This is a genomic window from Synechococcus sp. MU1643 (genome assembly GCF_020514095.1).
Lineage (GTDB): Bacteria > Cyanobacteriota > Cyanobacteriia > PCC-6307 > Cyanobiaceae > Parasynechococcus.
Genome location: NZ_VTKY01000001.1, coordinates 322,477 through 341,438 on the forward strand (window position 1 = coordinate 322,477; position 18,962 = coordinate 341,438).

Sequence of the window (18,962 nt, forward strand, 5' to 3'; positions counted from 1 at the left end):
TTTGCAAATCACGACCCTTATGGCCTTTTCAACACCAGTTGATCAATTAATGGTGCGATTCAATGAAAGATAAAATTGTCGTTATCGACACGAATGTGCTGCTCCACGATCCTGAGGCGCCGCACCGCTTTGGTGATTTAAGGGTTGTGATCCCCATGCAAGTGGTTGAAGAAATCGACCGCTTCAAGAGAGATCACTCTGAAAAAGGCCGAAATGCCCGGCGGATTGCAAGGCTCTTGGATTCCTATCGTGCCCGCGGAAGCCTTGCTGATGGCGTTCCGATCGAGGGAACGAACCATGGCATGCTGCAGGTGATTTTCTGTCAGGCCCAAGCCCTTCAAGACTTACCCGCAGAGCTTCAGGGGGGCGGGGGCGACAACAACATCCTCGCGGTGGCCCTCGAGCAGATGCGATGCAGTGGGCTGAAGCAGGCGCCCGAGGTTGTGCTGATCAGCAAAGACATCAACCTGAGAATCAAGGCTGATGCGGTGGGCCTGCAGGCCGAGGACTATGTCAACGACAACGTCTCGATTGACGATCTCTACTCAGGCTTCCGTGAACTCAGCACCGATGCGGAGACGATCAAGACCCTGCATGACGAGGATCAGCTGCCTCTGGAGGCTTTCACCGATCCCGATGGGCAGCATCTCCAGGCCAATGAAGGCGTCGTTCTGGTGGATCAGCACAACGACAGCCACACCCTGCTGGCTCGGCATCAAGGCAACAGCAACAGCATCAAGCCGCTTCACCGGCTGAATCGTGCCCATTTGGGCCGCATCAAGGCGAGAAACCGCGAGCAAAGTTTCGCTCTGGATTTGCTGCTCGATCCCTCTGTTGCTCTGGTGACTCTGGTGGGCAAGGCCGGCACAGGCAAAACGTTGCTGGCCCTCGCCGCGGGTTTGCACCAGGTGGCCGATACCCATTACTACGCTCGTCTGTTGGTGACGCGCCCACCGATCTCCCTCGGCAAAGACATTGGCTACCTGCCCGGCACGCTCGAGGAGAAACTCGGCCCCTGGATGAAGCCGATCATCGACAACATCGACTTCATTACCGGTTCGTCCCCTGGCGAGGAGGCTGAGCAGACCAAGAAACAGCGACACCGCGAACCACGCAACGCCTGGGCCGATCTGCAAGGCATGGGCTTGTTGGAGGTTGAAGCGATCAACACCATCCGCGGCCGATCGATTCCCAATCAGTTCCTGGTGGTGGATGAGGCGCAGAACCTCACGCCCCTGGAAGTGAAGACGATCGTGACGCGGGTGGGTGAAGGAACCAAGGTTGTCTTCACCGGTGACCCCTACCAAATCGATAATCCCTATGTGGATGCCGAAAGCAACGGGCTCACCTGGTTGGTGGAAAAGCTCAAAGGCCAACCCCTGGTGGGACACATGACCCTCACCAAAGGAGAGCGCAGCGAACTGGCCGAACTGGCCGCCAACATCCTCTGACGCAAGACGGCATCGCCGTGATCGCCGACACCAACGACTGTTGAACAGATGACTCAATTGCCAAAACCTTCAACACCTGAACGAGCCAACCTCGATGCGATTCTGAATTCCCCCACTTACAGAATTGCCCACGAAGATCCCGACTTGCTGAACAGCAATGCCATGCGTGGTGTGCGCATGTTGCTTGAAATCACCAAGCCGGATCTGTATCTGGAAACTGCCGGGATCGAATCGACGATCATTGTTTTTGGTGGCGCCAGAATCGTCGATAAAGACGCTGCTGCAGCGAAGCTGGCGCAAGCAGAGCAACGGCTCAGCGCAACTCCAGGCTCATCGGCGTTGAACAGGCAAGTCATCCACGCAAAACAGCTCGTGGATTTGTCCCGTTTTTACGATGCAGCTCGAGAATTTGCCGCCTTGGCCTCCCAGCATGGTCAGGCGGATAAAGGACAAAGCCATGGATGCGCATCCCACGTGATCGTGACCGGTGGCGGACCGGGAATTATGGAAGCCGCCAACCGAGGTGCCTTTGAGGCTGGCTGCCGTTCCATCGGGCTGAATATCACGCTTCCGTTTGAACAACATCCCAATCCCTTCATCACCCCCGACCTTTGCTTCAAGTTCAACTATTTCTCACTGCGTAAATTCCATTTTGTGATGCGCTCGATTGGAGCCATCCTTTTCCCGGGCGGCTTTGGCACGCTCGATGAACTGTTTGAGCTGCTCACCCTGCGGCAAGTCGGCACCAAAGGCAGCATGCCCATTGTTCTGTTCGGAACAGAGTTTTGGAGGAGGCTGGTGGACTTTGATTACCTCGCTGAGATGGGCTTGATCTCAGATGACGACCTCGATCTGATTCATTTCTCGGACTCGGCGAAAGAGGCATGGGACTTCATCCACAGCCGAACGCAGGCCGAGCCTGAGGCGAGCTGAACATGCAAGCTGCCCGATCAAGGTAAGGGCTGATTGTGCAGGTGCAGTTTCTTGAGCTGATCTTCAATTTGAAAGCGCAGCTGCCTAAGGTTTTCAACATTGATCTGGTTTTCGCCGGAACTCCAGTGCTGCGGGTTGGCGACACGAATCTCCAGTTCGCGCAGGCGGGAGCGATCAGATTGCATGGTGAACTCCACGGCCGGGTCAAGTCTGTTGCCGCTGCTCCTGCCTCAACATGAGTTTTTCTACTGGGTAAAGGAAAAGTACTTATTTCATGCTCAACTAAAGCTCAGATGGACCCCGATTCCAGCAGGTGGTCCATCAAGGCCGCATAGAGCTGGGTCTTCATGTTCAACAGGCAGGCCTGTTCGTTGGCATCACCGCCGGGCCAGTTGTCGTGAGCTTCAGCCACGACACGGTGCAGAAGACGCAGAACATCTCGCTCCAACGTAATGGTGGTGATCATTTGGTTGCCTTCCATTGGCGCTAAGAGCGAAGGGAGCTGATTTCAAAGGCCCTGGGACTGCTGGCGCACGATCCAGGCTGATGCGGCTTGCTGTTGTTTCCATGCCACCAACAGCTCTTTGGCAATGCTGCGTAGGGCTGCAAGGTCATCCGAGTTGTCGATCTCGCGTGAGAATTTCTCGACTTCAAATTTCTGGCCCAGAGTCAACGCGATCGGTTCCATTGGCTTGTGGCTTTGTGAGCGGAACGTACCCGAGAACTTTTATTGCTGCAAATCAAAAACGTAGTACTTGCAACCGATTTGAGGAAAGAATGCTCATCTCAATGCATTGCTGTCATTACAGAACATTTCTGAATACCGCTGATCACTCGGATCGCAAAGGCTTATGGCCTTAGAAAGCATGTATAGGCCTGGAGCTGATGCGTTTCTCCTGGGAAAAACATCTGGAATTGTCCAGGAATGTAGCTGTTGCGTCAGACAAGAATCAGGGCATAGCTCTTGCGCTGATGGGTGTTGCTCTGACCATGCTGGCCACAGATCTTCTGTCCCATGAGTTGAAGGCATCAGCCTTGCCATCGTCCAGGGCTTAATTCAGGGAAAGTCCATCCCGTCTTCATTTGATCACTTGGATTGCCAAGGCTTATGGCCTTTGAATTCAGGCATCAGCTTGGAGGTGATGTATTTCTTCTGGGACAAATATCTGGAATTGGCCAGGAATGTAGTTGTCGTCTCGGCGACAATCAGGGCATGTCAATTGTGCTGGGTGTATCACTCTCACCATGCTGGCGGCGGAACTTCTGGCCCATTTATTGAAGGCCTCAGTCTTGCCGTCCGACAGAACTTGATTCAGAGGAAGTCCATCTCATCTTCATTGTTGTCGTCTTCCCGGGATTGAATCCACAGGGCTGAGAGCGGAAAAATGAAGCAGCTGGCAACTAGGAATTCCATTTGCTTTGGGATTTGATGAATCAATAATCAGTTAAATTCCAGCGGCAAGCTGTATCAACCGCTGTCGTTTTTTTGAATTTGGTTGTCGATCGATCCGTTTAATCGAGTTGAGTACTTGTGCTTAATCAGCCCATGCTGATCAAGGTGACACCCGCTACAAACAACAGAACAGACAACACCAGCAAGCCACTGTTCATCGGTTGCTGGCGCGTTTGATCGAATCCATCCCGAGGCGTGCAGCACGGCGCCCCAGCCCCAGAGCTGCTTGGGCGGTGCTTTTGATCACATCCTTGGCGGTGCTGCGTACGCGGCGGGGGCTGCGTTGCATGGCATCAGGCCAGGATCCCTCAGGCCAGCGCTGCACTCGGCGGCTAACACGGTCACCCAGTTGAAGCAGGGAACGACGCAGCCTGCTGGCCACAGCTTTCAAGCAACAACATCAATGTGCTGGCTCCACATCAATGCTGTTGTGCCAAATGACACGAAGGTGGCTTGCCGCTTGGTCATTGCGCTGTATTCCTCAGTTGAGGGATACAACCACCCACACGGCTCCCCCAACTGAGGAATGTGGAATCCAATCGCTTGTTGCTGAATAAGGAAGCGCGCCGCCGGTTGTGATGTCTCCTCTTTATGGACTAATTCTTCAGCGCAAGAGCGAGCTGCAGACCGAAACGGTGCAGGCGGTCGATGCCGCCCAGGCCTGGCGCCTGGGGCGTGAGCGAATCCCCACTGCATCCGTGGTGTTGTGCGTCGGGATGGTGGGCGTGATGGCTCTGCAGCTGAGCTATCCAAACGCCGTTAGAAGAAAAGCATTCGTAAATGCTTGGGATGGAGCTGCGGCTCGAGTAGCGCGCGTTGCATGAAGCCATCGACGCGACGGCGCAGTTTTTCAAGACCAGCGGGTGGCGGCCTGCTGCGGTGATCGCCTCATCCTGGCTTGCCTTTGTCTGGCGGAACCGATTCGTCGTGCCGTGGTGGGGGCTGCCACCACTGAAGAGGAAGGCTTTGAGCTGGTGCTGCGCCATCAGCCGAGCCTGCTGATCTGCAGCTCGGATCTGGAGACCGGCTACGGCATGAACCTGCTGCGGCAGGTGAAGGCGGAGCTGCCCACCTGTCAGCTGTTGATCGTGCTGGTGCGTGAAACCCAGGCCGTGGTGCAGGAGGCGATGCAGGCCTATGCCGATGCGGTGATCTTCAAATCAAGCCTCGGCACCGGCAAGGGTGATTTCGTTCAAGCCCTTCACACCCTCGCTGAAGGAGGTGTGTATCTCCCCGAGGAGATACGCCAGCTCGGTGCAGCCCAGGCGCCGCAACGAACCTGCCGCCCTTGATTGAAGAGCTCACCGAGCGGGAGCTGGCGGTGATGGCGTTGCTCTACGGCCTGATCGATCCCCTCGGCTGAGCCCTGGGGGGCTGTTCAGTGATCGCCTGTTCGGTGATCACGGGTGTGATCTTGCTTCGGTTGCCAACGCTCGATCCATAGGGTGTCTGGTTGCTTTTGTGTAATGTCCGAAGAAACCACCAACCAGCAGTCCTGTGGCGGCAAGAAGCGGGCGATGCTCGCCTATGGCCTGGTTCAGATCTCTGCCACCGTTGTGTCGGCCGTGTCGTTGGCGGCCATTGCTTTTGGCCTGTGCGCCGTGAAGCAGGAGAGCCGCCTGTTCAACGGCTGCGTTGAAACTGTTATGGCTGAGGGCCGCTCTCAAGCTGAAGCTGTTCGCTACTGCAATGGCGGCTGAGATTCAAGACCAACTCTTCCCAAGGGTTGCGGCCAACACCCTTGAGAAGAGCCTGTGTTCTGGCCGAGACCAGGCCTTCGATTTGGCCCGAAGCAATCAACGCCTATTGCTGCTGCAACGCAGCTTTTAACTATTACTAAGTTCATCTCCATTGATGAAGCGATCGCCATATCTTTGACCTGATTTCACTGTTTTCTCGGATGCCAGCCCTGAAGTACAAGCGGGATTTCACCCACGAACAGCGGGTGTCATTCGCATTTGCGAACTCCGTAGATGCAGCCAAAAGTGCCAGCTCCAACAAGGGCAAGGCGGCATCTACACCTGCTGAGTACAAGCAAAACCAGTGCGCCGCTATGGGCATTGGTATGGGCCCCCGGATCCATGAGGAGTGCCCCTTCTCGGCGATCAACCACTCCTATGCCTCAACGGGCAGCCAGGCTCTAGAAGCTGCTATCACCGCTGGCTACAAGCAGGTGTTCGGCAACATCGGTATCTCCGACAACCAGCGTCTCGTCTCACTGGAGGCTTTCCTCTGTGACGGCCGCATCAACGTGCAGGGCTTCATGGCAGGCCTGGTGAAATCTGAGCTTTACAAGCAGAAGTTTTTCCACGCCGTGTCTCCTATGCGCGGCATCGAGCTCACCACCAAGCACCTGCTGGGTCGCCCTCCGATCAATCAGAAGGAAGTGAGCGCTGGCATTCAGCTGATCGCTGCAGAGGGTTTCGACGCTTTCGTTGACAGCCTCGTTCGCTCGGAGGAGTACCTCGAAACCTTCGGAACCGACACGGTTCCTTATCTGCGTGGCTTCAAGTCGGAAGCACGGGCTTCCTGCTCCACCTTTGTTGGTATGGCCGAAATCACTCCGGCCAATGCCAGCTCTGAAAACGCCATGTACACCGGCCCTTCCCTGGTGAAGCGTTTCAGCATGGATCTCAATTCCTTCGCTGCTGCTGCTGTTTATTCAGATGACAGCGATCGTGGTGGCTTCTCCTACACGAACGCCGTCAGCAATCCCCGCAACGCTGCTTACCGCCGCATGTATGGCGGCAAGTTCAACTACGGCCGCTTCTGATTCATTGCTGCTTGCAGCGATGAGTTGAGCAGTAAGGGCAGGAGGGGCAACCCTCCTGCTTTTTTATGAGAGCCCCCACGTTTTGGACAGATATTTGGTGAGTATTTATGCTTATTGCAAATGATTCTCGGTTTTGTAAAGTCTCGACTCTTTAATTGGGTCGATGCATTACTTCGGGCTATTGGTGCATGAAAGCGGTCAAGTGACACCTCTCTTTGGTGCTGAAGTCCTCGAAGTTGCTGTCTCCAAATTCTTTGAAAGCTGTCTGAGAGTGGGATACAAGCCGATTGATGTTCACTTGCGGCTGATTAAATCGGCGTCGCCAAAATTTCCAGCCGAGATCTGTCTGGATAAAAATCTGCTGGTGTCGGCTTACAACCTTCAGGTGGAAAATTATCAATAGCGTGTTTGTTGCCTTTGCTGCGTCTTGGCGACGGCAATGACATCTTGGGGTTGACCCCCGCTCGATGCTTTGTGGCCATTCCCGCCGACGCCAACCTCAAGCGGGCCCTCGAGCAGCTCAACGAGAACGAGGCGGCCGTGGCCGAGGCGATCAATGAAGCCCGCGCCGAGCACGCCCGCTGTGAACCGCCCCTCGCCGGGCCCGCCCTGCTGGAAAGCATCGATCAGCTGGCCAGTCAGCGCTCCCTCGACAGCCAGGATGCCGCGATTCTCTGCCACTGGCCCGATGCTGCCTCCATCGGCCAAGCCTGGTTCGAGCTCAAACACCCCGGTAAGAGCGTGCCCAGCCCGATGCTGGTGCTTGATGCCTATCTCGTTGGCGCCCCGCCGTTCCTGAGCAAAGCCCAGCGGGATCTGGTGGGTGACTGGTACCGCAGCAAGGTGAGTGCCAATCCCGAGTACACCGATGCCGTCACCGGGGCGGCCAAGGCCTTCGTGCTGATTGGCGATCTCAATGCCAGTGCCGCCGGCATGGCCTGGCAGACGATCATTCCCGACCTGCTTGAGCAAGGCCATGATCTGGAGTTCAGCGTCACCAAGGAGCAGGTGACGGCGGCGGCGGCCCGTTGGATTGTTGCGGTGGCCGACACCTTCACGCCACCATCTCTGGATTGACGCGAGCGATCGATGGGTCTGCAGCTGGTTTCCGCCGATTACCTCCACGACGACGGCATCACCTATCGGATCCGCCGAGACGCCCTCGAGCAGGACTTCACGATTGAGGAGAAGCGTGATGGTGCCTGGGTGGATTGCGGTCTGGATCAGGCGGTGAAGGATGTGAACTTTGCGGAGTTCAAGCGCCTCGGCCTGTTGATCAAGAAGGTGATGGACGCCGATCAGTGGCTCTCTTGAGCGGCATCAATCCACAGCCGGCGCCCTAGCGCGCCAGGATGTAACGAATTCGTTACAAACCTCTCATGACCGTCGGAGAAATCTTTCTGGAAAGCCTTTCCACTGGGGTGATCACCGAGCATGAGGTGAACTGGTTGGCCTCCCACCAGACCAACTTCGATCGGCCCGAAGAGGCAGCCGCCATCCGCCTTGGGCGCTTGATGGATCAAGGCGAGATCAATCTGGGTTGCCGCCTGCCGGAGCCGATGCTGCGCCACCAGGAAGTGCTGGTGGACTGGATCGAACCCCTGGGCCGTCGCCGTCACCGTGCTGCAGCCTGAACCAGCAGGCCGTCTTTAGGAGTGGGGCTGGGGATCAGCTGCAGCGTCATGTCTTGATCCGGCTGCAGCTGCAGTTCCACCGCCTCCAGCAGTCCCACAGCCATCAGGCGGATCTCCAGTTCCGCCAGGGCCTTGCCAAGGCAGACCCGTTCGCCACCGCCGAAGGGCAGCAGCGTTTGCTTGAACGATCCATCCAGGTGGCGTTGCGGCCTGAACGTCACCAGATCGTCGTCATCTTTGTTGGACGTCGGGCTCAGCACCACCTGAATCACGCTGCCTTCGGGAACGGCCACATCCGCCAGGTTGATCGGCGCGAGGCTGCGCCGGAAGAATCCCCCCACCGGCGGCGTCAGCCGCATCACCTCCAACACCGTCGCGTCCAACCGTGGTGATGTCGGGTCGTCCGCCAAGCCCTCGCGCAACCAGCGCTCCAACTCCGGGTTGAGCAGCAGGGCCCGGAACAGGCAGCTCAAGGACGAGGCGGTGGTCTCGTAGCCGGCAAACAGCAACAGCAGCAGCTGTTCTGCCAGGTCGTCATTGTCCAGGGGGATGCCGGCTTCATCCAGGCCGCCGCTCAGCAGATCCAGGCCTCCTTGGTTGCCCCCCGCTTGAAGCACTCTTTTGATGCGGTTTAGCAGCCGTTGGCGTGCCGCCATCGCCTTGGCGAAGGGGGTGCCCGGAATCGCCAGCGGAATCGAGAACAGCGCCCGGGTCCAGATCTCGAAATCGGCGAACAGTGCGTCACGGCTGACGCCATCCAACCCCAGCACCGTGGTGGCGATCACCGCAAAGGCGAAACGCCGCATCCGCGCCGCCAGAGGCAGCGGTGTGTTTGTGCTGATTAACTCCTGGCAGAGCTCTTCCACCAACTTCTGGATGGACGGGGTGTAGCGCGCCAGCGCTGCGCTGGAGAACAGCTGCCCCACCACGCGCCGCCTAGCCTTGTGGCCGGGGCCTGTTCGGTTGGCCAGCGATTGGCTTCCCAGCAGTTGCCGCACACTCTCAGGCCACCAGCCCTCGAGGGAGTCGCTTTGCCCCAGTAGATCGCCGATGGCCCGTTCGCCGCGGATGAACACCATCCGCTGGGCCAGCAGCTTGGTTTCGAACACATCGCCGTGGAACTGGAAGCGCCGTTGGGCGAAATCCGCCTGGGTGAAGAAGGCCAGGGTTTCTCCCAGTCCGCTCACGGCGCCCGTGGTGGGGAGGGGGGTGGTGGCCATCGCAGCTCGGTGTGAGCTGCCGTTCTAAGGCTGACAGTGCTGCAGGTGCTGGCTATCTCAAGTGGTGTGCCGCGCGTTCTCAGTGGAAGTCAAGTCCCTGGTTGTGGTTCTGGTTGTTCATCTAATCAGCGCTGGCCTTTCGAAAACCGTTGCCGCCCAGAAGGCGCGTAACAGCAACCGCTGGGCTGTTGCGGGTTTTCTCTTTGGTCCGTTGGGTCTGATTGCTGCCGTGGGCATGCCGGATCGTCATCAGATCGTTTATCTCCGCTACCTGGCCGAGCAGCAGGGCTACCAACCCCGCCATGCCTGTGGTGGCCAGAAGAGCGAGACCGACGCCTGAGGATTTGCCGGAACCAGTTCAGCGGCAGCGCTGAAAGCGAACAATGCTGCGGGTCAGACCTTTGTCGGGCCAGTTGGGCATCACCCGCCAGGGGGTGTGCACCGTGAGCAGGTCGCCGTCGATCGCGAAAAAGCGGGTCTGTTCCGTGCCCACCCATTCCGGGTTCCATGCCACATCCACATGGGTGATCCAGCGGTGACCCTCGAGCCGGTAGATGCCGGTGTACGCGATCATGCTGCTTAAAAGGGCAGATCGCTCCTCGACGTTGCTGCCTGGTTGGCGACCCTCCGCCGAGAGCATGAAGGAGAGACGCCCCTCCGCCGTGAAGATCACATAGCCCGTGGGGTTCTCGCCCATCGGCGCGAAGGTTTCGCCGTTGGCTTGTTCTTCAACCTCGTAGCTCAACAGTTGCCACGCGCCATGAACGGTGGGAGTGGTGATGGCTTGGGCGGGCTGAACTGAACTGACGCTCACAACTGAACCTGTTCCTGAGCGGCAACCTATCGATCGTGATCTGGCTTTGACAGCAACAAGTAAGGCATTCCTCGGCAATTGATGCCATTGAATGCCGATCCAGTAGCAACAACAACGAAAGTGATCAGCACACGCTCCAGGTGTCGATGGCGCTCTGACGCAGAACCCGGGGATGGCTGAGGGGTTCTGCCTTGAAATGCACCACCGGCTTTTGGGTTGTACTCACCAACCATCCGCGGGTCATCTCAACTCATTGGTCGGGGGCCAACTGTTTGATGCTGAGGGCCTTTCAAACCACCCACACATGCTGATTTTTTGTTTTCACAGCAAATCAACTGAATTCAGTCTTTTTTCCCCTTGTGACCAGCACAATATTTGTTCTAATAGAGAAGTCATGACCTCAAAGACCCATGCTTACCGGAGCTGAATTGCTCAACCGCGTCAAGGAACTTGGTGATTGCGCCAAGACAGATCTGGCCAGAGGTTGTGGTTATGTCGTCCAAAAGAAAGACGGCTCTGAACAGGTGAAATTCACCGCGTTCTACGAGGCTTTGCTGGAGGCCAAGGGCCTATCGTTTTCCACCGGTGCATCCGGTGTGGGCAAGGGAGGTCGCAAGCTTTCCTACAAAGCTGTGGTTCAGGGCAATGGCAATCTCTTGATCGGCAAGGCTTACACCGCCCTGTTGGAATTGCAGCCCGGTGATGAATATGAGATCAAGCTTGGACGCAAGCAGATCCGCCTGATTCCCGTTGGCGGCTCCGAAGAAGAGGATTGATCACCGGTTCAGCGCAAACATCACATTCCCCCTGGTTCCTTTAGGTTTCACGGGGAATTTTTTTGGCTTCGATGCCCTATCAACCCACCAAGGAGCATCTAGACCATCACATTCCAGACGCGTTCAAGAGCATCAACGGCCTGATGCGTCAGCTGAAGCAGGACATTGGCATGGATGACCGCTACATCGCCCTGATGCTTGATGCTCTGTCTCGGGAGTATTCCGCTAAGCAGCCGAGCCGCGATGGTTTCGGCTTTCGTTAAACGTCAAGCGGCTGGGTGAGCAACCCGTTCCCACCAAGCTGTTGCTATCAACCTGTCGAATGGTGTCTTCTTCCAACAATGAAACGACTCCTGCTCGTCCACAACCTGGTGCACGGTCAGAGCGTTGTGCATGAACTGGACGACAAAGACTTCGCCGTTGAGTTGGTGGAGGGTGATCCGGAGGAGACCGATGAGCAGGACGAGATGGATGTTGAGAGTCGCTTTTTCATCCGCGTCGACAACGAATGACCTCCTGTTCGCAGCTCAGCACAGAGATGATTGGTAGGGCTGAATCAGCGCTATCGCGGGGGAATCCGTTGGTCGATGTTGATGGCAACGCGTTACGTGCTTCGGACGGGAGAGATCATCCACTCCAACCGCAACCCTGAAGAGCTCGACGTCTACTGCTATCGAACGGGCGCCAACGACTACACCTGTCTGTTGCTTTCCGATCAATCCGAAGCGGATTTGCTGCTCCGCTACGGATCAGACGAGTTGAATGTGGCCTATTGACGCCGCTCAGATCGTGGCCTGAATGGGTGGGCATCAAGGCAACGCCATGGACGACGTCAGGCTGCAACAGTTGCTTCAGGAGGCAGAGGAACACCTCCGTGCCCGAAGCTGCCGCCAGCGCTATGAGCGCGCCGTTGTTCGCCTTCCCGACAGCCGCCGGGGCATTTGGTTCGGTGATGACAAGCGTGCGGCCTAGGTCGCGCCGTTGACGAGAACGGCTGGCTGCAGGGGGGCGTGCAGCAACTCAAAGACCGAATCGATGCGCTCAGCCTCCACTTGCGAAATCGAGAGCATCAAGGCCAGCACATCGAGCCGTCGTCGCTCCTCGGCGGAATAGGGCCCATCGGAGCGCATCAGTTCTGAGGCCATGGCGTAGGCCGTGAGCGCTTGATCGGCCGTGAGCACCTTGGCGGCCTCCAGCATCAGCGCCTTCGTCCCCCGCTCAAGCCGCATGGCAAGCACCGCATCCATCAGCAGCACTACCTCGTTCTCACTCATCCGGCAGTAGGGCTCGCGATAGTCGAGGGCATGCCGGAACGCCCTAGCCCCAGCTCGGCTGAGGGTGTCGTCCCAAGACACCGCGGTAAGGCCAACGGCTGCAAAAGCAGTGACGACATTCATCGGGAATGGCGCAATCGTTGCCCAACTGTTGATGAATGGCCTGGGTCGCTGTTGTTAAAAGCGCAACAGCCCGTTGCGGATGAGTTGTTTGACCTAGTCGCCCCCTGGAGTTATTCCGGCAGTCGCTCCACGGCCACATGCATGAACCGCTTCACCATGGAGATTGGCCAGCCTTCCCGCTGCAGGCTTTCAGCGATCTGATCGATCTGAATAATGATCTCTTCAGCAACAAGCTCTTCAAGCAGCTGGTTTGAATGTTGCGTGGTGGTCATGGGTCGACAGCACTGCACCGGGCCTAACCCACCCAGGCTGTGTTTTGCCACATTGATTTCGTCGCCTTCGGTTGCAGGCTTGCGGCGTTGTTGCCAGCTTGAGGGGATGAAACAAGCTTCCCTGCTCCGGCGCATCGGCACCTACCTGCTCGGTTTGGTGGATGAGTACTGGGCCATGCGTCGTCCCTGGCAGTACGGCGCCAAGCAACCCCAATGCGGGCTGCAGTGTGATGGGGACCATTGCGAGCGCGTGGACTGAGTCAGTCCAGCGCAAAATGCGCGTTTACACCGGTTGCGGCTGCTCCATGTCCCCACAACAGTGAGGTCAGCACTGGAGATGAGATGGAGTTCAAAAGCCGCATTTTTGCCACTTCGCGCGGGTCCACCATCGACGCCATCGGCGAAGGCAAATATCTGGTCTGTAATCAGGCCTATTGCTTCATGGTGCATGGCCTCCGCCAAGCCCATGAGGCCGTGCAACGTCAGGAAAAGCCCGGGCTCTGAGCCATGGCGGAGTACCGGATTCACTGCAAGCACTGCGGCTACGAGGGGCAGGCCAACTCCCGTTGGATCCCCTTTGTGCAGGTGGAGAAGCGGGGGCAGGATTGCCCCCATTGCGGCCGCCCCACCCTGCTTGAGCCCTGGTGCACGCTGCGTGCTGAGGCGTCAATGCCCGACTACTAGCCCGGCTATTAGGCCGTCTACTTAAAGGTCTGCCAGCTGCTGGTGAGCCACTGGGGAGCCACGCTCCACCAGATGGCGGTTGCCACAAAAATCGCGGTGAGGCCGATCAGGCTGGTGATCAGCTCCTCCTGCCGGTTATCGGAGCGAAGTTTCTTGGCTTTGCCCACGGTTCGTCTTGAATGCTTCCCTCGGTGTAGGGCCTCTGTTCACCATTGGCCATCGGTCAAAACACCCGGCCGCAGCTCTGGCGATGATGGGCTCAGCGTCAAGGCCCGATGAGCACCGCCACGTTTGCTGAGTTCGCCGAACGGGCCGACTACTCCCTCTTGGAAGCCCTTACGCCTGATCCCGAGGCGACAGCCGATGGGGAGGACCACCGTCCTCGCCAGGTTCTCTCCGGTCACTACGTGCCGGTGACGCCCACCCCAATCCCTGAGCCCCAATACCTGGCGCACAGCCGCAGCTTGTTCAGCGAGCTGGGCCTCAGCGACGGCCTGGTCCAGGATGATCAGTTCCGCCGAATGTTCTCTGGTGATCTCTGTGTGGCCACAGGTCCGATGCGGCCCTGGGGCTGGGCCACGGGCTATGCGCTCTCGATCTACGGCACCGAATACACCCAGCAGTGCCCCTTTGGAAATGGCAACGGCTACGGCGATGGCCGCGCCATGTCGGTGTTTGAGGGTTTGTTTGAAGGGCGCCGCTGGGAGATGCAGCTCAAAGGCGGTGGTCCAACGCCCTACTGCCGTGGTGCCGATGGCCGTGCGGTGCTCCGCTCCAGCGTTCGTGAATTTTTGGCCCAGGAGTTCATGCATGCCCTTGGTGTGCCCACCTCCCGTTCGTTGACGCTCTACGTCTCCCATGCAGAGACGGTGCGTCGCCCCTGGTATTCCGAGAACTCACGCTCGATGGACCCGGACGTGATGGTCGACAACCCGGCGGCCATCAGCACGCGGGTGGCGCCATCGTTTCTGCGGGTGGGTCAGCTTGAGTTGTTCGCCCGCCGTGCCCGCAGTGAGGCCCATCCCCGGGCGCACCAAGAGCTGCACCAGATCGTGGCGCACTTGATCGAACGCAATTACCGCCAGGAGATCGATCCCGGCCTGCCGTTCAGCGACCAGGTTGTGCTGTCGGCGCGCTTGTTCCGTGATCGCCTCACCGCACTCGTGGCCAACTGGATCCGGGTTGGCTACTGCCAGGGCAATTTCAACAGCGACAACTGCGCCGCCGGCGGCTTCACCCTCGACTACGGCCCGTTTGGGTTCTGCGAGCTGTTCGATCTGCGCTTTCAGCCCTGGACGGGTGGCGGCGCCCACTTCTGCTTCTTCAACCAGCCGGTGGCCGCGGAGGCCAACTACCGCATGTTCTGGAAATCACTGCGAACACTGATGGAGGGCCAGGCGGAGGCCCAGGCCCAACTGGACCAGTTGCTGGAGGGCTTCCCCGCGGCCATGCAGGAGGCCATGCAACGGATGTGGAGCAGCAAACTCGGCGTGTCCAGTGCCGACGACGCCCTGGTGCGCGAGCTGTTGCAGCTCTTGGTGGATTCCAGCGCTGATTATTCGATGTTGTTCCGCCGCTTGTCGGATCTGCCCGAGCAGATCGATCCGCTGCGGGACTGTTTTTATCTGCCCCTTTCAGCGTCCCTTGAATCCCAGTGGCAGGACTGGTTGCGGCGCTGGCGCGCCCAGTGGCCCAGTGGCGTTGATCCGGCGCAGATCTCCGCTCGTATGCGGCGGGTCAATCCGGCGATCACCTGGCGCGAGTGGTTGATCGCTCCGGCCTACCAGCAGGCAGCCGAAGGAGACACCTCTTTGATGGCTGAACTGCAGCAGCTGTTCAGCACGCCCTACGACACCCCTGCCCCTGAATTGGCGGCCCGCTACGACCGCTTGAAACCGCGGGAGTACTTCAGCGCTGGTGGGGTGTCCCACTACAGCTGTTCGTCTTGACAGCAGACGAAGTTCTGGAGTTCTGGTTTCAGCAGTGTCGTCCCTGGCAGTGGTTTCGCCGCCGCGACAGCTTCGATGCGCTGGTGCGCGATCGTTTTGCTGCTCTTGTGGAGAGGGCACTGGCCGGCGAGCTTGAGGCCTGGGCTGATACGCCATCGAGCGGCCTCGCCCTTGTGTTGCTTTTGGATCAATTCAGCCGTCAGATCTGGCGCGGTGAGGCAAAGGCCTTCGCCGGCGACCAGCAGGCCAAGGCCCTCAGCCAGAAGGCCTTGCAACAGGGTTGGATTCAACAGGAACAGGAGCGAGCCAAACGTCAGTTCTGGCTGATGCCTCTCTTGCACAGCGAAGAGCACGAGGTGTTGGTCCAGGCCATCCCTGTGCTGGAGCAATTCGCCGACGTCGCCACCGCTGATGTCGCCCGCCGCCATCTCATCCAGCTGCAGCGCTTTGGTCGTTATCCACATCGCAATGCTGCTCTTGGACAGGTGAGCTCACCGGAGGAAGCGTTGTTTGTGCAGCAAGCACAACGTTGATGGTTGATCAATCTCTCTGCTGAAGTTGATTGCTCAGAATCTTTGGGAATAGTTATTGCAATCGTAAGCGGCTGAATTCATAGCGTTCGATCACAATCTAGGGTTAAAGCTTAGTTTAAAGTTATATTAATCTAAGGCCAGGAATGACGTCGCTGCTTGCTTCTTGAGGTAAATCACGCAGCGATTACGCATTTTCTGCGTTCACGGGTGCTCGATGAGGCTGGATTGCCCAGTAACGTTTCGGCCAGGATCTATGGCAACAAGCGCTACTTCGGCATGGTGATTGCCGATCAGTCTTTAAAGCCAGGGAAGCGTCTGCAACGATGCAAGCATGTTCATGCAATGCGTCAACGATTCGTTGAGGGTCTAGACTGGCATCAAACCAAGTACTCAGTGCTTTTTGAGAAAAAATACAAGCAGTTTATGAAGGGAAAGAGCTATAGAAAATGAGGTTTCAAGGCGTTTCTATCGGAAAAATAGAGTGGTCCGACGCGATGTATCAAGATATCGAGCGAAACGGGTATCGGCGGTCCGACTCGATTGAGAACAACGTGGAAGTTGCCTTGGCCGCGAATGGCGATCTCCTGCTCATCGATGGACACCATCGTTTGATTTTGGCGCAGCTGCTGGGTTTGAAAAAGATTCCTGTAGTCGTGAACTTGGTGGCTGAAAGCGTCGCAAGATCCCTGCTTGATTGTTCGGATCATTCAACCGCTCGTCCCTACGAAGAAAGCAAAAGAACCAATGCAGCACAGTGGATGTCTCGTCATCACCATCCTTTGGCTGTGGCGAAATTGCTTGGTCTCAAGAACAACGCTGGCCCCCTCGATCATCTCAATGCGGTTGGGGCAACGTTGTCGGTAGCTGATGCTGAAAGTTTGAAGCAGCAATTGCTTCATCAAACGGTTGATCAACGTTTCAATGCTTTGATCACCGTTGCAGGTGGTCGAAATGGAAAAGGGGTGCTGGTGAATTCGCACCAGCGCAATCATTTTTCGTCTTAACGGCGAGTTATCAACGATTGTTCTTGTTGTTCAGCTCTATTCGCCTTCATCCTTCATCAGGCGCAGCGCCGCATTCATCACAGCAGCTTTCACCTCCCGGCGCTCGAGTCCTTGGCGTTCGAAGTGACGGACGATGCGCGATAAATCCCACCAGACGGCCACTTCCACTTCATCCATCTCGTTGGCGATGTGGAGAGTCATGGCTTTGCTGGAACCTATTTCAGCTGTAGCCCGTTGTCAGCTGCGCCTGAGGCTCCTGCGGAATAACTGCTGAATTCAGTTGCGATTCCGCCTAAATGCTCGTTCATGGCTACGAAGCAAGTGGTTGCCCCCTTCACCATGCAGCACTACTTGATCGTTTGGACCTTCCCGACCGTTGAGGGGGCCTGGGAGTCGTGCCCTGGTTTTGCTGACTACATCAATGCGGGAGCACCTGGTGATGCATTCGACGGCTTTGCTCTCAAATACCGCGTCTGTGAACCGATCAGCGGTAGTGGTGTTGCTATTGCCGTTGCCAGTGACATCGGGAAGGTGTGGGCGCATCTCGGCCCCTGGATCAAAGACTTCGGCATTCAGTTCGACGTCACTGCCGTGGTTTCGGATGCCGAATTTGCTGCGATGTGGCCGATGGTGGAAGCTGCAGCATCCGTCGACTGAGACGGATTGTTCGTAAACCTTTGCCCGGCCTTGACGCTTGCCTTGCTTGAGCCACTGCTGTTTCTTGCTGCGGCTGGTTCGGCTTCAGCGGGATTGTTGATCCTGCAGTTGGGTCTGCAACGCGTGTTTGCTGTTGCACCGCGCTTGAAGCCGGCTCAGTCGGACGCTGCTCCGGACACTTCGCTGACTGTGGTGATCCCCGCATTCAATGAAGCACATAACATCGAAGCCTGTGTTGGCTGCGTGCTGGCCAGTGAGCCTCCTTGCCGGGATTGGTCGGTGCTGGTGGTGGATGACGATTCCACCGATGCAACGGTGGAGATCGCTAGTCGCGCTGGCTCTGAAGCGTCCCACTTCCGCCTGATTCAGGCCGGCCCCAGGCCCGTCAATGAACGCTGGGTGGGCAAGAATTGGGCCTGCAGCAAGGCCGTTGAACAGGTCTCCAGCGATTGGCTGTTGTTCATCGATGCCGATGTTCGGCTCAAGCCCGATGCGCTGCAACGGGCCCTTGCACAGGCCCTTGATGAGGATGCTGATCTGCTCAGCCTGGCGCCGCGGTTGAGCTGCGGATGCCTGGCGGAATGGATGGTGCAGCCGATCATGGCCAGCCTGCTGGGCCTCGGTTTTCCCATCCTTGAAACCAACGACCCGGCATCGCCGGTGGCGTTTGCGGCGGGACCTTTCATGTTGTTCAAGGCGTCTACCTACGCGCAGATCGGTGGCCACAGGGCCCTGGCTGGTGAGGTGGTGGAAGATCTGGCCCTCGCCCGCGCCATCAAGGGCGGCGGCCATCGGCTTTGTTATCTCCTGGGGCTTGATGCGGTCGACCTGCGGATGTACAGCGACCTGGCGGCTCTTTGGGAGGGCTGGACCAAGAACTGGTTTCTGGGTTTGGATCGGGATTCCGTCAAAGCCCTCGGAGCAGCCTTGGTGGTGCTGTTGATGTTCACAGTGCCCTGGCTGTTACTGCCGGCATCGCTCGTGCTGCTCTGGCTCCAGCCCCTGTTGGCGAATCTTTGGTGGTGGTTGATGGCCCTGGCGAGCTTGGCCATCTTTCAACAGCTGCTGCTGCGGCTGTGGACGCGCAGCAACTTTGACGTGCCCCTCAGCTATTGGTGGCTGATGGGGGCCGGTGGTTTGCTGGTGGGTGCGATTGGCCCTGTCTCGATTTGGCGCACCCGTACGGGACGCGGCTGGACCTGGAAAGGCCGGCCCCTCAATTAGGCCTGGTGCCCTGTTTTGCGGGCATCTTCAGCTCGCCGCCGGATCGCGGCATGCCGGAATGCTTTTTCCAGCTTCGTCAATTTGGGCTGCTGGTACTGCAGGGCAGCCTCGCCGCGGGCTTTGGCTGCGTTGATGAAATCATCTGTCTTGGTGCCGCTGAGTCCACTCATCTCAATGCCTCAACTAGC

General features: G+C 57.7%; 37 protein-coding genes. 27 read left to right on the plus strand and 10 right to left on the minus strand.

Annotation, left to right across the window (positions count from 1 at the left end; translation table 11 throughout):
- Nucleotides 1-62 precede the first annotated feature (62 nt).
- Genes FZX09_RS01905 through FZX09_RS01915 form a run of 3 tightly spaced genes read left to right on the plus strand, consistent with a single transcriptional unit; the run spans nucleotide 63 to nucleotide 2,623 of the window.
- Complete coding sequence (locus FZX09_RS01905; RefSeq protein WP_226399484.1) at nucleotides 63-1,451, plus strand: PhoH family protein; 1,389 nt, start codon at nucleotides 63-65, stop codon at nucleotides 1,449-1,451.
- 48 nt (nucleotides 1,452-1,499) lie between these two features.
- Nucleotides 1,500-2,384 carry an LOG family protein gene (locus tag FZX09_RS01910; RefSeq protein WP_226399485.1) on the plus strand — a complete coding sequence of 295 codons (885 nt, stop codon included), beginning with the start codon at nucleotides 1,500-1,502 and terminating at the stop codon, nucleotides 2,382-2,384.
- Nucleotides 2,385-2,425: 41 nt separating this feature from the next.
- Nucleotides 2,426-2,623, plus strand: a complete 198-nt coding sequence (locus tag FZX09_RS01915; RefSeq protein WP_226399486.1) for a hypothetical protein — start codon at nucleotides 2,426-2,428, stop codon at nucleotides 2,621-2,623.
- 50 nt (nucleotides 2,624-2,673) lie between these two features.
- Here FZX09_RS01915 and FZX09_RS01920 read toward each other — a convergent pair whose 3' ends face one another.
- Entirely contained in the window at nucleotides 2,674-2,865 is a 192-nt protein-coding gene (locus FZX09_RS01920) for a hypothetical protein (protein ID WP_025362228.1), read from the minus strand.
- A 27-nt stretch (nucleotides 2,866-2,892) separates the two neighbouring features.
- Complete coding sequence (locus tag FZX09_RS01925; RefSeq protein ID WP_025362229.1) at nucleotides 2,893-3,072, minus strand: hypothetical protein; 180 nt, start codon at nucleotides 3,070-3,072, stop codon at nucleotides 2,893-2,895.
- 197 nt (nucleotides 3,073-3,269) lie between these two features.
- On the opposite strand from FZX09_RS01925, the gene FZX09_RS01930 reads away from it, so the two are divergent.
- Entirely contained in the window at nucleotides 3,270-3,440 is a 171-nt protein-coding gene (locus FZX09_RS01930; protein ID WP_226399487.1) for a hypothetical protein, read from the plus strand.
- A 551-nt stretch (nucleotides 3,441-3,991) separates the two neighbouring features.
- On the opposite strand, the gene FZX09_RS01935 is transcribed toward FZX09_RS01930, so the two are convergent.
- Nucleotides 3,992-4,219: a hypothetical protein gene (locus FZX09_RS01935; RefSeq protein ID WP_226399488.1), complete on the minus strand. Its 228-nt coding sequence runs from the start codon at nucleotides 4,217-4,219 to the stop codon at nucleotides 3,992-3,994.
- 196 nt (nucleotides 4,220-4,415) lie between these two features.
- On the opposite strand from FZX09_RS01935, the gene FZX09_RS01940 reads away from it, so the two are divergent.
- The 8 genes from FZX09_RS01940 (at nucleotide 4,416) to FZX09_RS01975 (ending at nucleotide 8,244) form a co-directional block, all read left to right on the plus strand.
- Entirely contained in the window at nucleotides 4,416-4,661 is a 246-nt protein-coding gene (locus tag FZX09_RS01940) for a hypothetical protein (protein WP_226399489.1), read from the plus strand.
- 39 nt (nucleotides 4,662-4,700) lie between these two features.
- Nucleotides 4,701-5,129 (plus strand): response regulator, encoded by a 429-nt coding sequence (locus tag FZX09_RS01945; protein WP_226399490.1) that lies wholly within the window; start codon nucleotides 4,701-4,703, stop codon nucleotides 5,127-5,129.
- A gap of 174 nt (nucleotides 5,130-5,303) precedes the next feature.
- Nucleotides 5,304-5,537, plus strand: coding sequence for a hypothetical protein (locus FZX09_RS01950; RefSeq protein WP_226399491.1), 234 nt, complete (start codon nucleotides 5,304-5,306; stop codon nucleotides 5,535-5,537).
- 200 nt (nucleotides 5,538-5,737) lie between these two features.
- Complete coding sequence (locus tag FZX09_RS01955; protein WP_226399492.1) at nucleotides 5,738-6,610, plus strand: phycobilisome rod-core linker polypeptide; 873 nt, start codon at nucleotides 5,738-5,740, stop codon at nucleotides 6,608-6,610.
- A 163-nt stretch (nucleotides 6,611-6,773) separates the two neighbouring features.
- Complete coding sequence (locus tag FZX09_RS01960; RefSeq protein WP_226399493.1) at nucleotides 6,774-7,013, plus strand: hypothetical protein; 240 nt, start codon at nucleotides 6,774-6,776, stop codon at nucleotides 7,011-7,013.
- Between the two features lie 71 nt (nucleotides 7,014-7,084).
- A complete protein-coding gene (locus tag FZX09_RS01965) occupies nucleotides 7,085-7,687 on the plus strand; it encodes a hypothetical protein (protein WP_370624177.1) in 603 nt (200 codons plus the stop codon).
- Nucleotides 7,688-7,699: 12 nt separating this feature from the next.
- On the plus strand, nucleotides 7,700-7,924 hold the full coding sequence (locus FZX09_RS01970; RefSeq protein WP_226399497.1) for a hypothetical protein: 225 nt from the start codon (nucleotides 7,700-7,702) through the stop codon (nucleotides 7,922-7,924).
- 65 nt (nucleotides 7,925-7,989) lie between these two features.
- Nucleotides 7,990-8,244, plus strand: coding sequence for a hypothetical protein (locus FZX09_RS01975; RefSeq protein WP_226399499.1), 255 nt, complete (start codon nucleotides 7,990-7,992; stop codon nucleotides 8,242-8,244).
- Here FZX09_RS01975 and FZX09_RS01980 read toward each other — a convergent pair.
- The gene (locus tag FZX09_RS01980) at nucleotides 8,226-9,464 is read right to left on the minus strand and encodes a cytochrome P450 (RefSeq protein ID WP_226399501.1); all 1,239 of its coding nucleotides are present in this window, start codon (nucleotides 9,462-9,464) and stop codon (nucleotides 8,226-8,228) included. The two genes, FZX09_RS01975 and FZX09_RS01980, sit on opposite strands and share 19 nt — an antisense overlap.
- 82 nt (nucleotides 9,465-9,546) lie before the next feature.
- Between FZX09_RS01980 and FZX09_RS01985 the strand changes: the two genes are divergently transcribed.
- The gene (locus FZX09_RS01985; RefSeq protein ID WP_226399503.1) at nucleotides 9,547-9,804 is read left to right on the plus strand and encodes a hypothetical protein; all 258 of its coding nucleotides are present in this window, start codon (nucleotides 9,547-9,549) and stop codon (nucleotides 9,802-9,804) included.
- A gap of 18 nt (nucleotides 9,805-9,822) precedes the next feature.
- Here FZX09_RS01985 and FZX09_RS01990 read toward each other — a convergent pair whose 3' ends face one another.
- Entirely contained in the window at nucleotides 9,823-10,278 is a 456-nt protein-coding gene (locus tag FZX09_RS01990) for a lipocalin-like domain-containing protein (RefSeq protein WP_226399505.1), read from the minus strand.
- 410 nt (nucleotides 10,279-10,688) lie between these two features.
- On the opposite strand from FZX09_RS01990, the gene FZX09_RS01995 reads away from it, so the two are divergent.
- The 5 genes from FZX09_RS01995 (at nucleotide 10,689) to FZX09_RS02015 (ending at nucleotide 12,026) form a co-directional block, all read left to right on the plus strand.
- Nucleotides 10,689-11,054 carry an AbrB family transcriptional regulator gene (locus FZX09_RS01995; protein ID WP_226399507.1) on the plus strand — a complete coding sequence of 122 codons (366 nt, stop codon included), beginning with the start codon at nucleotides 10,689-10,691 and terminating at the stop codon, nucleotides 11,052-11,054.
- A 71-nt stretch (nucleotides 11,055-11,125) separates the two neighbouring features.
- Complete coding sequence (locus FZX09_RS02000) at nucleotides 11,126-11,317, plus strand: hypothetical protein (protein ID WP_226399509.1); 192 nt, start codon at nucleotides 11,126-11,128, stop codon at nucleotides 11,315-11,317.
- 78 nt (nucleotides 11,318-11,395) lie between these two features.
- On the plus strand, nucleotides 11,396-11,566 hold the full coding sequence (locus FZX09_RS02005; protein WP_226399511.1) for a hypothetical protein: 171 nt from the start codon (nucleotides 11,396-11,398) through the stop codon (nucleotides 11,564-11,566).
- Between the two features lie 81 nt (nucleotides 11,567-11,647).
- Nucleotides 11,648-11,830: a hypothetical protein gene (locus FZX09_RS02010; RefSeq protein ID WP_226399513.1), complete on the plus strand. Its 183-nt coding sequence runs from the start codon at nucleotides 11,648-11,650 to the stop codon at nucleotides 11,828-11,830.
- A 22-nt stretch (nucleotides 11,831-11,852) separates the two neighbouring features.
- A complete protein-coding gene (locus tag FZX09_RS02015) occupies nucleotides 11,853-12,026 on the plus strand; it encodes a hypothetical protein (RefSeq protein WP_006851083.1) in 174 nt (57 codons plus the stop codon).
- Here FZX09_RS02015 and FZX09_RS02020 read toward each other — a convergent pair.
- Together FZX09_RS02020 and FZX09_RS02025 are read right to left on the minus strand one after the other, a co-directional pair.
- Nucleotides 12,023-12,451 (minus strand): tellurite resistance TerB family protein, encoded by a 429-nt coding sequence (locus FZX09_RS02020; protein ID WP_226399515.1) that lies wholly within the window; start codon nucleotides 12,449-12,451, stop codon nucleotides 12,023-12,025. The two genes, FZX09_RS02015 and FZX09_RS02020, sit on opposite strands and share 4 nt — an antisense overlap.
- Before the next feature lie 110 nt (nucleotides 12,452-12,561).
- Nucleotides 12,562-12,723: a hypothetical protein gene (locus tag FZX09_RS02025; RefSeq protein WP_226399517.1), complete on the minus strand. Its 162-nt coding sequence runs from the start codon at nucleotides 12,721-12,723 to the stop codon at nucleotides 12,562-12,564.
- 106 nt (nucleotides 12,724-12,829) lie between these two features.
- On the opposite strand from FZX09_RS02025, the gene FZX09_RS02030 reads away from it, so the two are divergent.
- The 3 genes from FZX09_RS02030 to FZX09_RS02040 all read left to right on the plus strand — a co-directional run bounded on the left by FZX09_RS02030 (nucleotide 12,830) and on the right by FZX09_RS02040 (nucleotide 13,407).
- Entirely contained in the window at nucleotides 12,830-12,982 is a 153-nt protein-coding gene (locus tag FZX09_RS02030; RefSeq protein WP_226399519.1) for a hypothetical protein, read from the plus strand.
- 83 nt (nucleotides 12,983-13,065) lie between these two features.
- Nucleotides 13,066-13,227 carry a hypothetical protein gene (locus tag FZX09_RS02035; RefSeq protein ID WP_226399520.1) on the plus strand — a complete coding sequence of 54 codons (162 nt, stop codon included), beginning with the start codon at nucleotides 13,066-13,068 and terminating at the stop codon, nucleotides 13,225-13,227.
- A gap of 3 nt (nucleotides 13,228-13,230) precedes the next feature.
- A complete protein-coding gene (locus FZX09_RS02040; protein ID WP_156957657.1) occupies nucleotides 13,231-13,407 on the plus strand; it encodes a hypothetical protein in 177 nt (58 codons plus the stop codon).
- Nucleotides 13,408-13,424: 17 nt separating this feature from the next.
- On the opposite strand, the gene FZX09_RS02045 is transcribed toward FZX09_RS02040, so the two are convergent.
- Nucleotides 13,425-13,574 (minus strand): hypothetical protein, encoded by a 150-nt coding sequence (locus FZX09_RS02045; protein WP_226399521.1) that lies wholly within the window; start codon nucleotides 13,572-13,574, stop codon nucleotides 13,425-13,427.
- A 108-nt stretch (nucleotides 13,575-13,682) separates the two neighbouring features.
- On the opposite strand from FZX09_RS02045, the gene FZX09_RS02050 reads away from it, so the two are divergent.
- From FZX09_RS02050 to FZX09_RS02065, 4 genes are all read left to right on the plus strand, one after another.
- Complete coding sequence (locus tag FZX09_RS02050) at nucleotides 13,683-15,356, plus strand: protein adenylyltransferase SelO family protein (RefSeq protein WP_226399522.1); 1,674 nt, start codon at nucleotides 13,683-13,685, stop codon at nucleotides 15,354-15,356.
- On the plus strand, nucleotides 15,353-15,889 hold the full coding sequence (locus FZX09_RS02055; protein ID WP_226399523.1) for a DUF924 family protein: 537 nt from the start codon (nucleotides 15,353-15,355) through the stop codon (nucleotides 15,887-15,889). Before FZX09_RS02050 ends, FZX09_RS02055 begins: the two co-directional genes overlap by 4 nt.
- A gap of 156 nt (nucleotides 15,890-16,045) precedes the next feature.
- Complete coding sequence (locus tag FZX09_RS02060; protein ID WP_226399524.1) at nucleotides 16,046-16,339, plus strand: hypothetical protein; 294 nt, start codon at nucleotides 16,046-16,048, stop codon at nucleotides 16,337-16,339.
- Between the two features lie 44 nt (nucleotides 16,340-16,383).
- The gene (locus FZX09_RS02065; RefSeq protein ID WP_226399525.1) at nucleotides 16,384-16,893 is read left to right on the plus strand and encodes a ParB N-terminal domain-containing protein; all 510 of its coding nucleotides are present in this window, start codon (nucleotides 16,384-16,386) and stop codon (nucleotides 16,891-16,893) included.
- A 36-nt stretch (nucleotides 16,894-16,929) separates the two neighbouring features.
- On the opposite strand, the gene FZX09_RS02070 is transcribed toward FZX09_RS02065, so the two are convergent.
- Nucleotides 16,930-17,094 (minus strand): hypothetical protein, encoded by a 165-nt coding sequence (locus FZX09_RS02070; protein WP_226399526.1) that lies wholly within the window; start codon nucleotides 17,092-17,094, stop codon nucleotides 16,930-16,932.
- A 138-nt stretch (nucleotides 17,095-17,232) separates the two neighbouring features.
- Here FZX09_RS02070 and FZX09_RS02075 point away from each other — a divergent pair, with 138 nt between their 5' ends.
- Nucleotides 17,233-17,550: a DUF3303 domain-containing protein gene (locus tag FZX09_RS02075; RefSeq protein WP_226400330.1), complete on the plus strand. Its 318-nt coding sequence runs from the start codon at nucleotides 17,233-17,235 to the stop codon at nucleotides 17,548-17,550.
- A gap of 30 nt (nucleotides 17,551-17,580) precedes the next feature.
- Nucleotides 17,581-18,774: a glycosyltransferase family 2 protein gene (locus tag FZX09_RS02080; RefSeq protein ID WP_226399535.1), complete on the plus strand. Its 1,194-nt coding sequence runs from the start codon at nucleotides 17,581-17,583 to the stop codon at nucleotides 18,772-18,774.
- Here the strand turns inward: FZX09_RS02080 and FZX09_RS02085 are convergent.
- Entirely contained in the window at nucleotides 18,771-18,944 is a 174-nt protein-coding gene (locus tag FZX09_RS02085; protein ID WP_226399537.1) for a hypothetical protein, read from the minus strand. The genes FZX09_RS02080 and FZX09_RS02085 overlap by 4 nt on opposite strands.
- Nucleotides 18,945-18,962 lie beyond the last annotated feature (18 nt).

Excerpts from the sequence above, each read along its gene's own strand:
- FZX09_RS01940 (WP_226399489.1), top strand. The coding sequence starts at position 4,416 with ATGTCTCCTCTTTATGGACTAATTCTTCAGCGCAAGAGCGAGCTGCAG.
- FZX09_RS01995 (WP_226399507.1), top strand. The coding sequence starts at position 10,689 with ATGCTTACCGGAGCTGAATTGCTCAACCGCGTCAAGGAACTTGGTGAT.
- FZX09_RS02050 (WP_226399522.1), top strand. The coding sequence starts at position 13,683 with ATGAGCACCGCCACGTTTGCTGAGTTCGCCGAACGGGCCGACTACTCC.
- FZX09_RS01975 (WP_226399499.1), top strand. The coding sequence starts at position 7,990 with ATGACCGTCGGAGAAATCTTTCTGGAAAGCCTTTCCACTGGGGTGATC.
- FZX09_RS01925 (WP_025362229.1), bottom strand. The coding sequence starts at position 3,072 with ATGGAACCGATCGCGTTGACTCTGGGCCAGAAATTTGAAGTCGAGAAA.
- FZX09_RS01960 (WP_226399493.1), top strand. The coding sequence starts at position 6,774 with ATGCATTACTTCGGGCTATTGGTGCATGAAAGCGGTCAAGTGACACCT.
- FZX09_RS02000 (WP_226399509.1), top strand. The coding sequence starts at position 11,126 with ATGCCCTATCAACCCACCAAGGAGCATCTAGACCATCACATTCCAGAC.
- FZX09_RS02025 (WP_226399517.1), bottom strand. The coding sequence starts at position 12,723 with ATGACCACCACGCAACATTCAAACCAGCTGCTTGAAGAGCTTGTTGCT.
- FZX09_RS01920 (WP_025362228.1), bottom strand. The coding sequence starts at position 2,865 with ATGGAAGGCAACCAAATGATCACCACCATTACGTTGGAGCGAGATGTT.
- FZX09_RS01905 (WP_226399484.1), top strand. The coding sequence starts at position 63 with ATGAAAGATAAAATTGTCGTTATCGACACGAATGTGCTGCTCCACGAT.
- FZX09_RS02065 (WP_226399525.1), top strand. The coding sequence starts at position 16,384 with ATGTATCAAGATATCGAGCGAAACGGGTATCGGCGGTCCGACTCGATT.
- FZX09_RS02005 (WP_226399511.1), top strand. The coding sequence starts at position 11,396 with ATGAAACGACTCCTGCTCGTCCACAACCTGGTGCACGGTCAGAGCGTT.
- FZX09_RS02010 (WP_226399513.1), top strand. The coding sequence starts at position 11,648 with ATGGCAACGCGTTACGTGCTTCGGACGGGAGAGATCATCCACTCCAAC.
- FZX09_RS02035 (WP_226399520.1), top strand. The coding sequence starts at position 13,066 with ATGGAGTTCAAAAGCCGCATTTTTGCCACTTCGCGCGGGTCCACCATC.
- FZX09_RS02075 (WP_226400330.1), top strand. The coding sequence starts at position 17,233 with ATGCAGCACTACTTGATCGTTTGGACCTTCCCGACCGTTGAGGGGGCC.
- FZX09_RS02030 (WP_226399519.1), top strand. The coding sequence starts at position 12,830 with ATGAAACAAGCTTCCCTGCTCCGGCGCATCGGCACCTACCTGCTCGGT.
- FZX09_RS02085 (WP_226399537.1), bottom strand. The coding sequence starts at position 18,944 with ATGAGTGGACTCAGCGGCACCAAGACAGATGATTTCATCAACGCAGCC.
- FZX09_RS01950 (WP_226399491.1), top strand. The coding sequence starts at position 5,304 with ATGTCCGAAGAAACCACCAACCAGCAGTCCTGTGGCGGCAAGAAGCGG.
- FZX09_RS01955 (WP_226399492.1), top strand. The coding sequence starts at position 5,738 with ATGCCAGCCCTGAAGTACAAGCGGGATTTCACCCACGAACAGCGGGTG.
- FZX09_RS02020 (WP_226399515.1), bottom strand. The coding sequence starts at position 12,451 with ATGAATGTCGTCACTGCTTTTGCAGCCGTTGGCCTTACCGCGGTGTCT.
- FZX09_RS01980 (WP_226399501.1), bottom strand. The coding sequence starts at position 9,464 with ATGGCCACCACCCCCCTCCCCACCACGGGCGCCGTGAGCGGACTGGGA.
- FZX09_RS01910 (WP_226399485.1), top strand. The coding sequence starts at position 1,500 with ATGACTCAATTGCCAAAACCTTCAACACCTGAACGAGCCAACCTCGAT.
- FZX09_RS01970 (WP_226399497.1), top strand. The coding sequence starts at position 7,700 with ATGGGTCTGCAGCTGGTTTCCGCCGATTACCTCCACGACGACGGCATC.
- FZX09_RS02070 (WP_226399526.1), bottom strand. The coding sequence starts at position 17,094 with ATGACTCTCCACATCGCCAACGAGATGGATGAAGTGGAAGTGGCCGTC.
- FZX09_RS02015 (WP_006851083.1), top strand. The coding sequence starts at position 11,853 with ATGGGTGGGCATCAAGGCAACGCCATGGACGACGTCAGGCTGCAACAG.
- FZX09_RS02040 (WP_156957657.1), top strand. The coding sequence starts at position 13,231 with ATGGCGGAGTACCGGATTCACTGCAAGCACTGCGGCTACGAGGGGCAG.
- FZX09_RS01930 (WP_226399487.1), top strand. The coding sequence starts at position 3,270 with ATGCGTTTCTCCTGGGAAAAACATCTGGAATTGTCCAGGAATGTAGCT.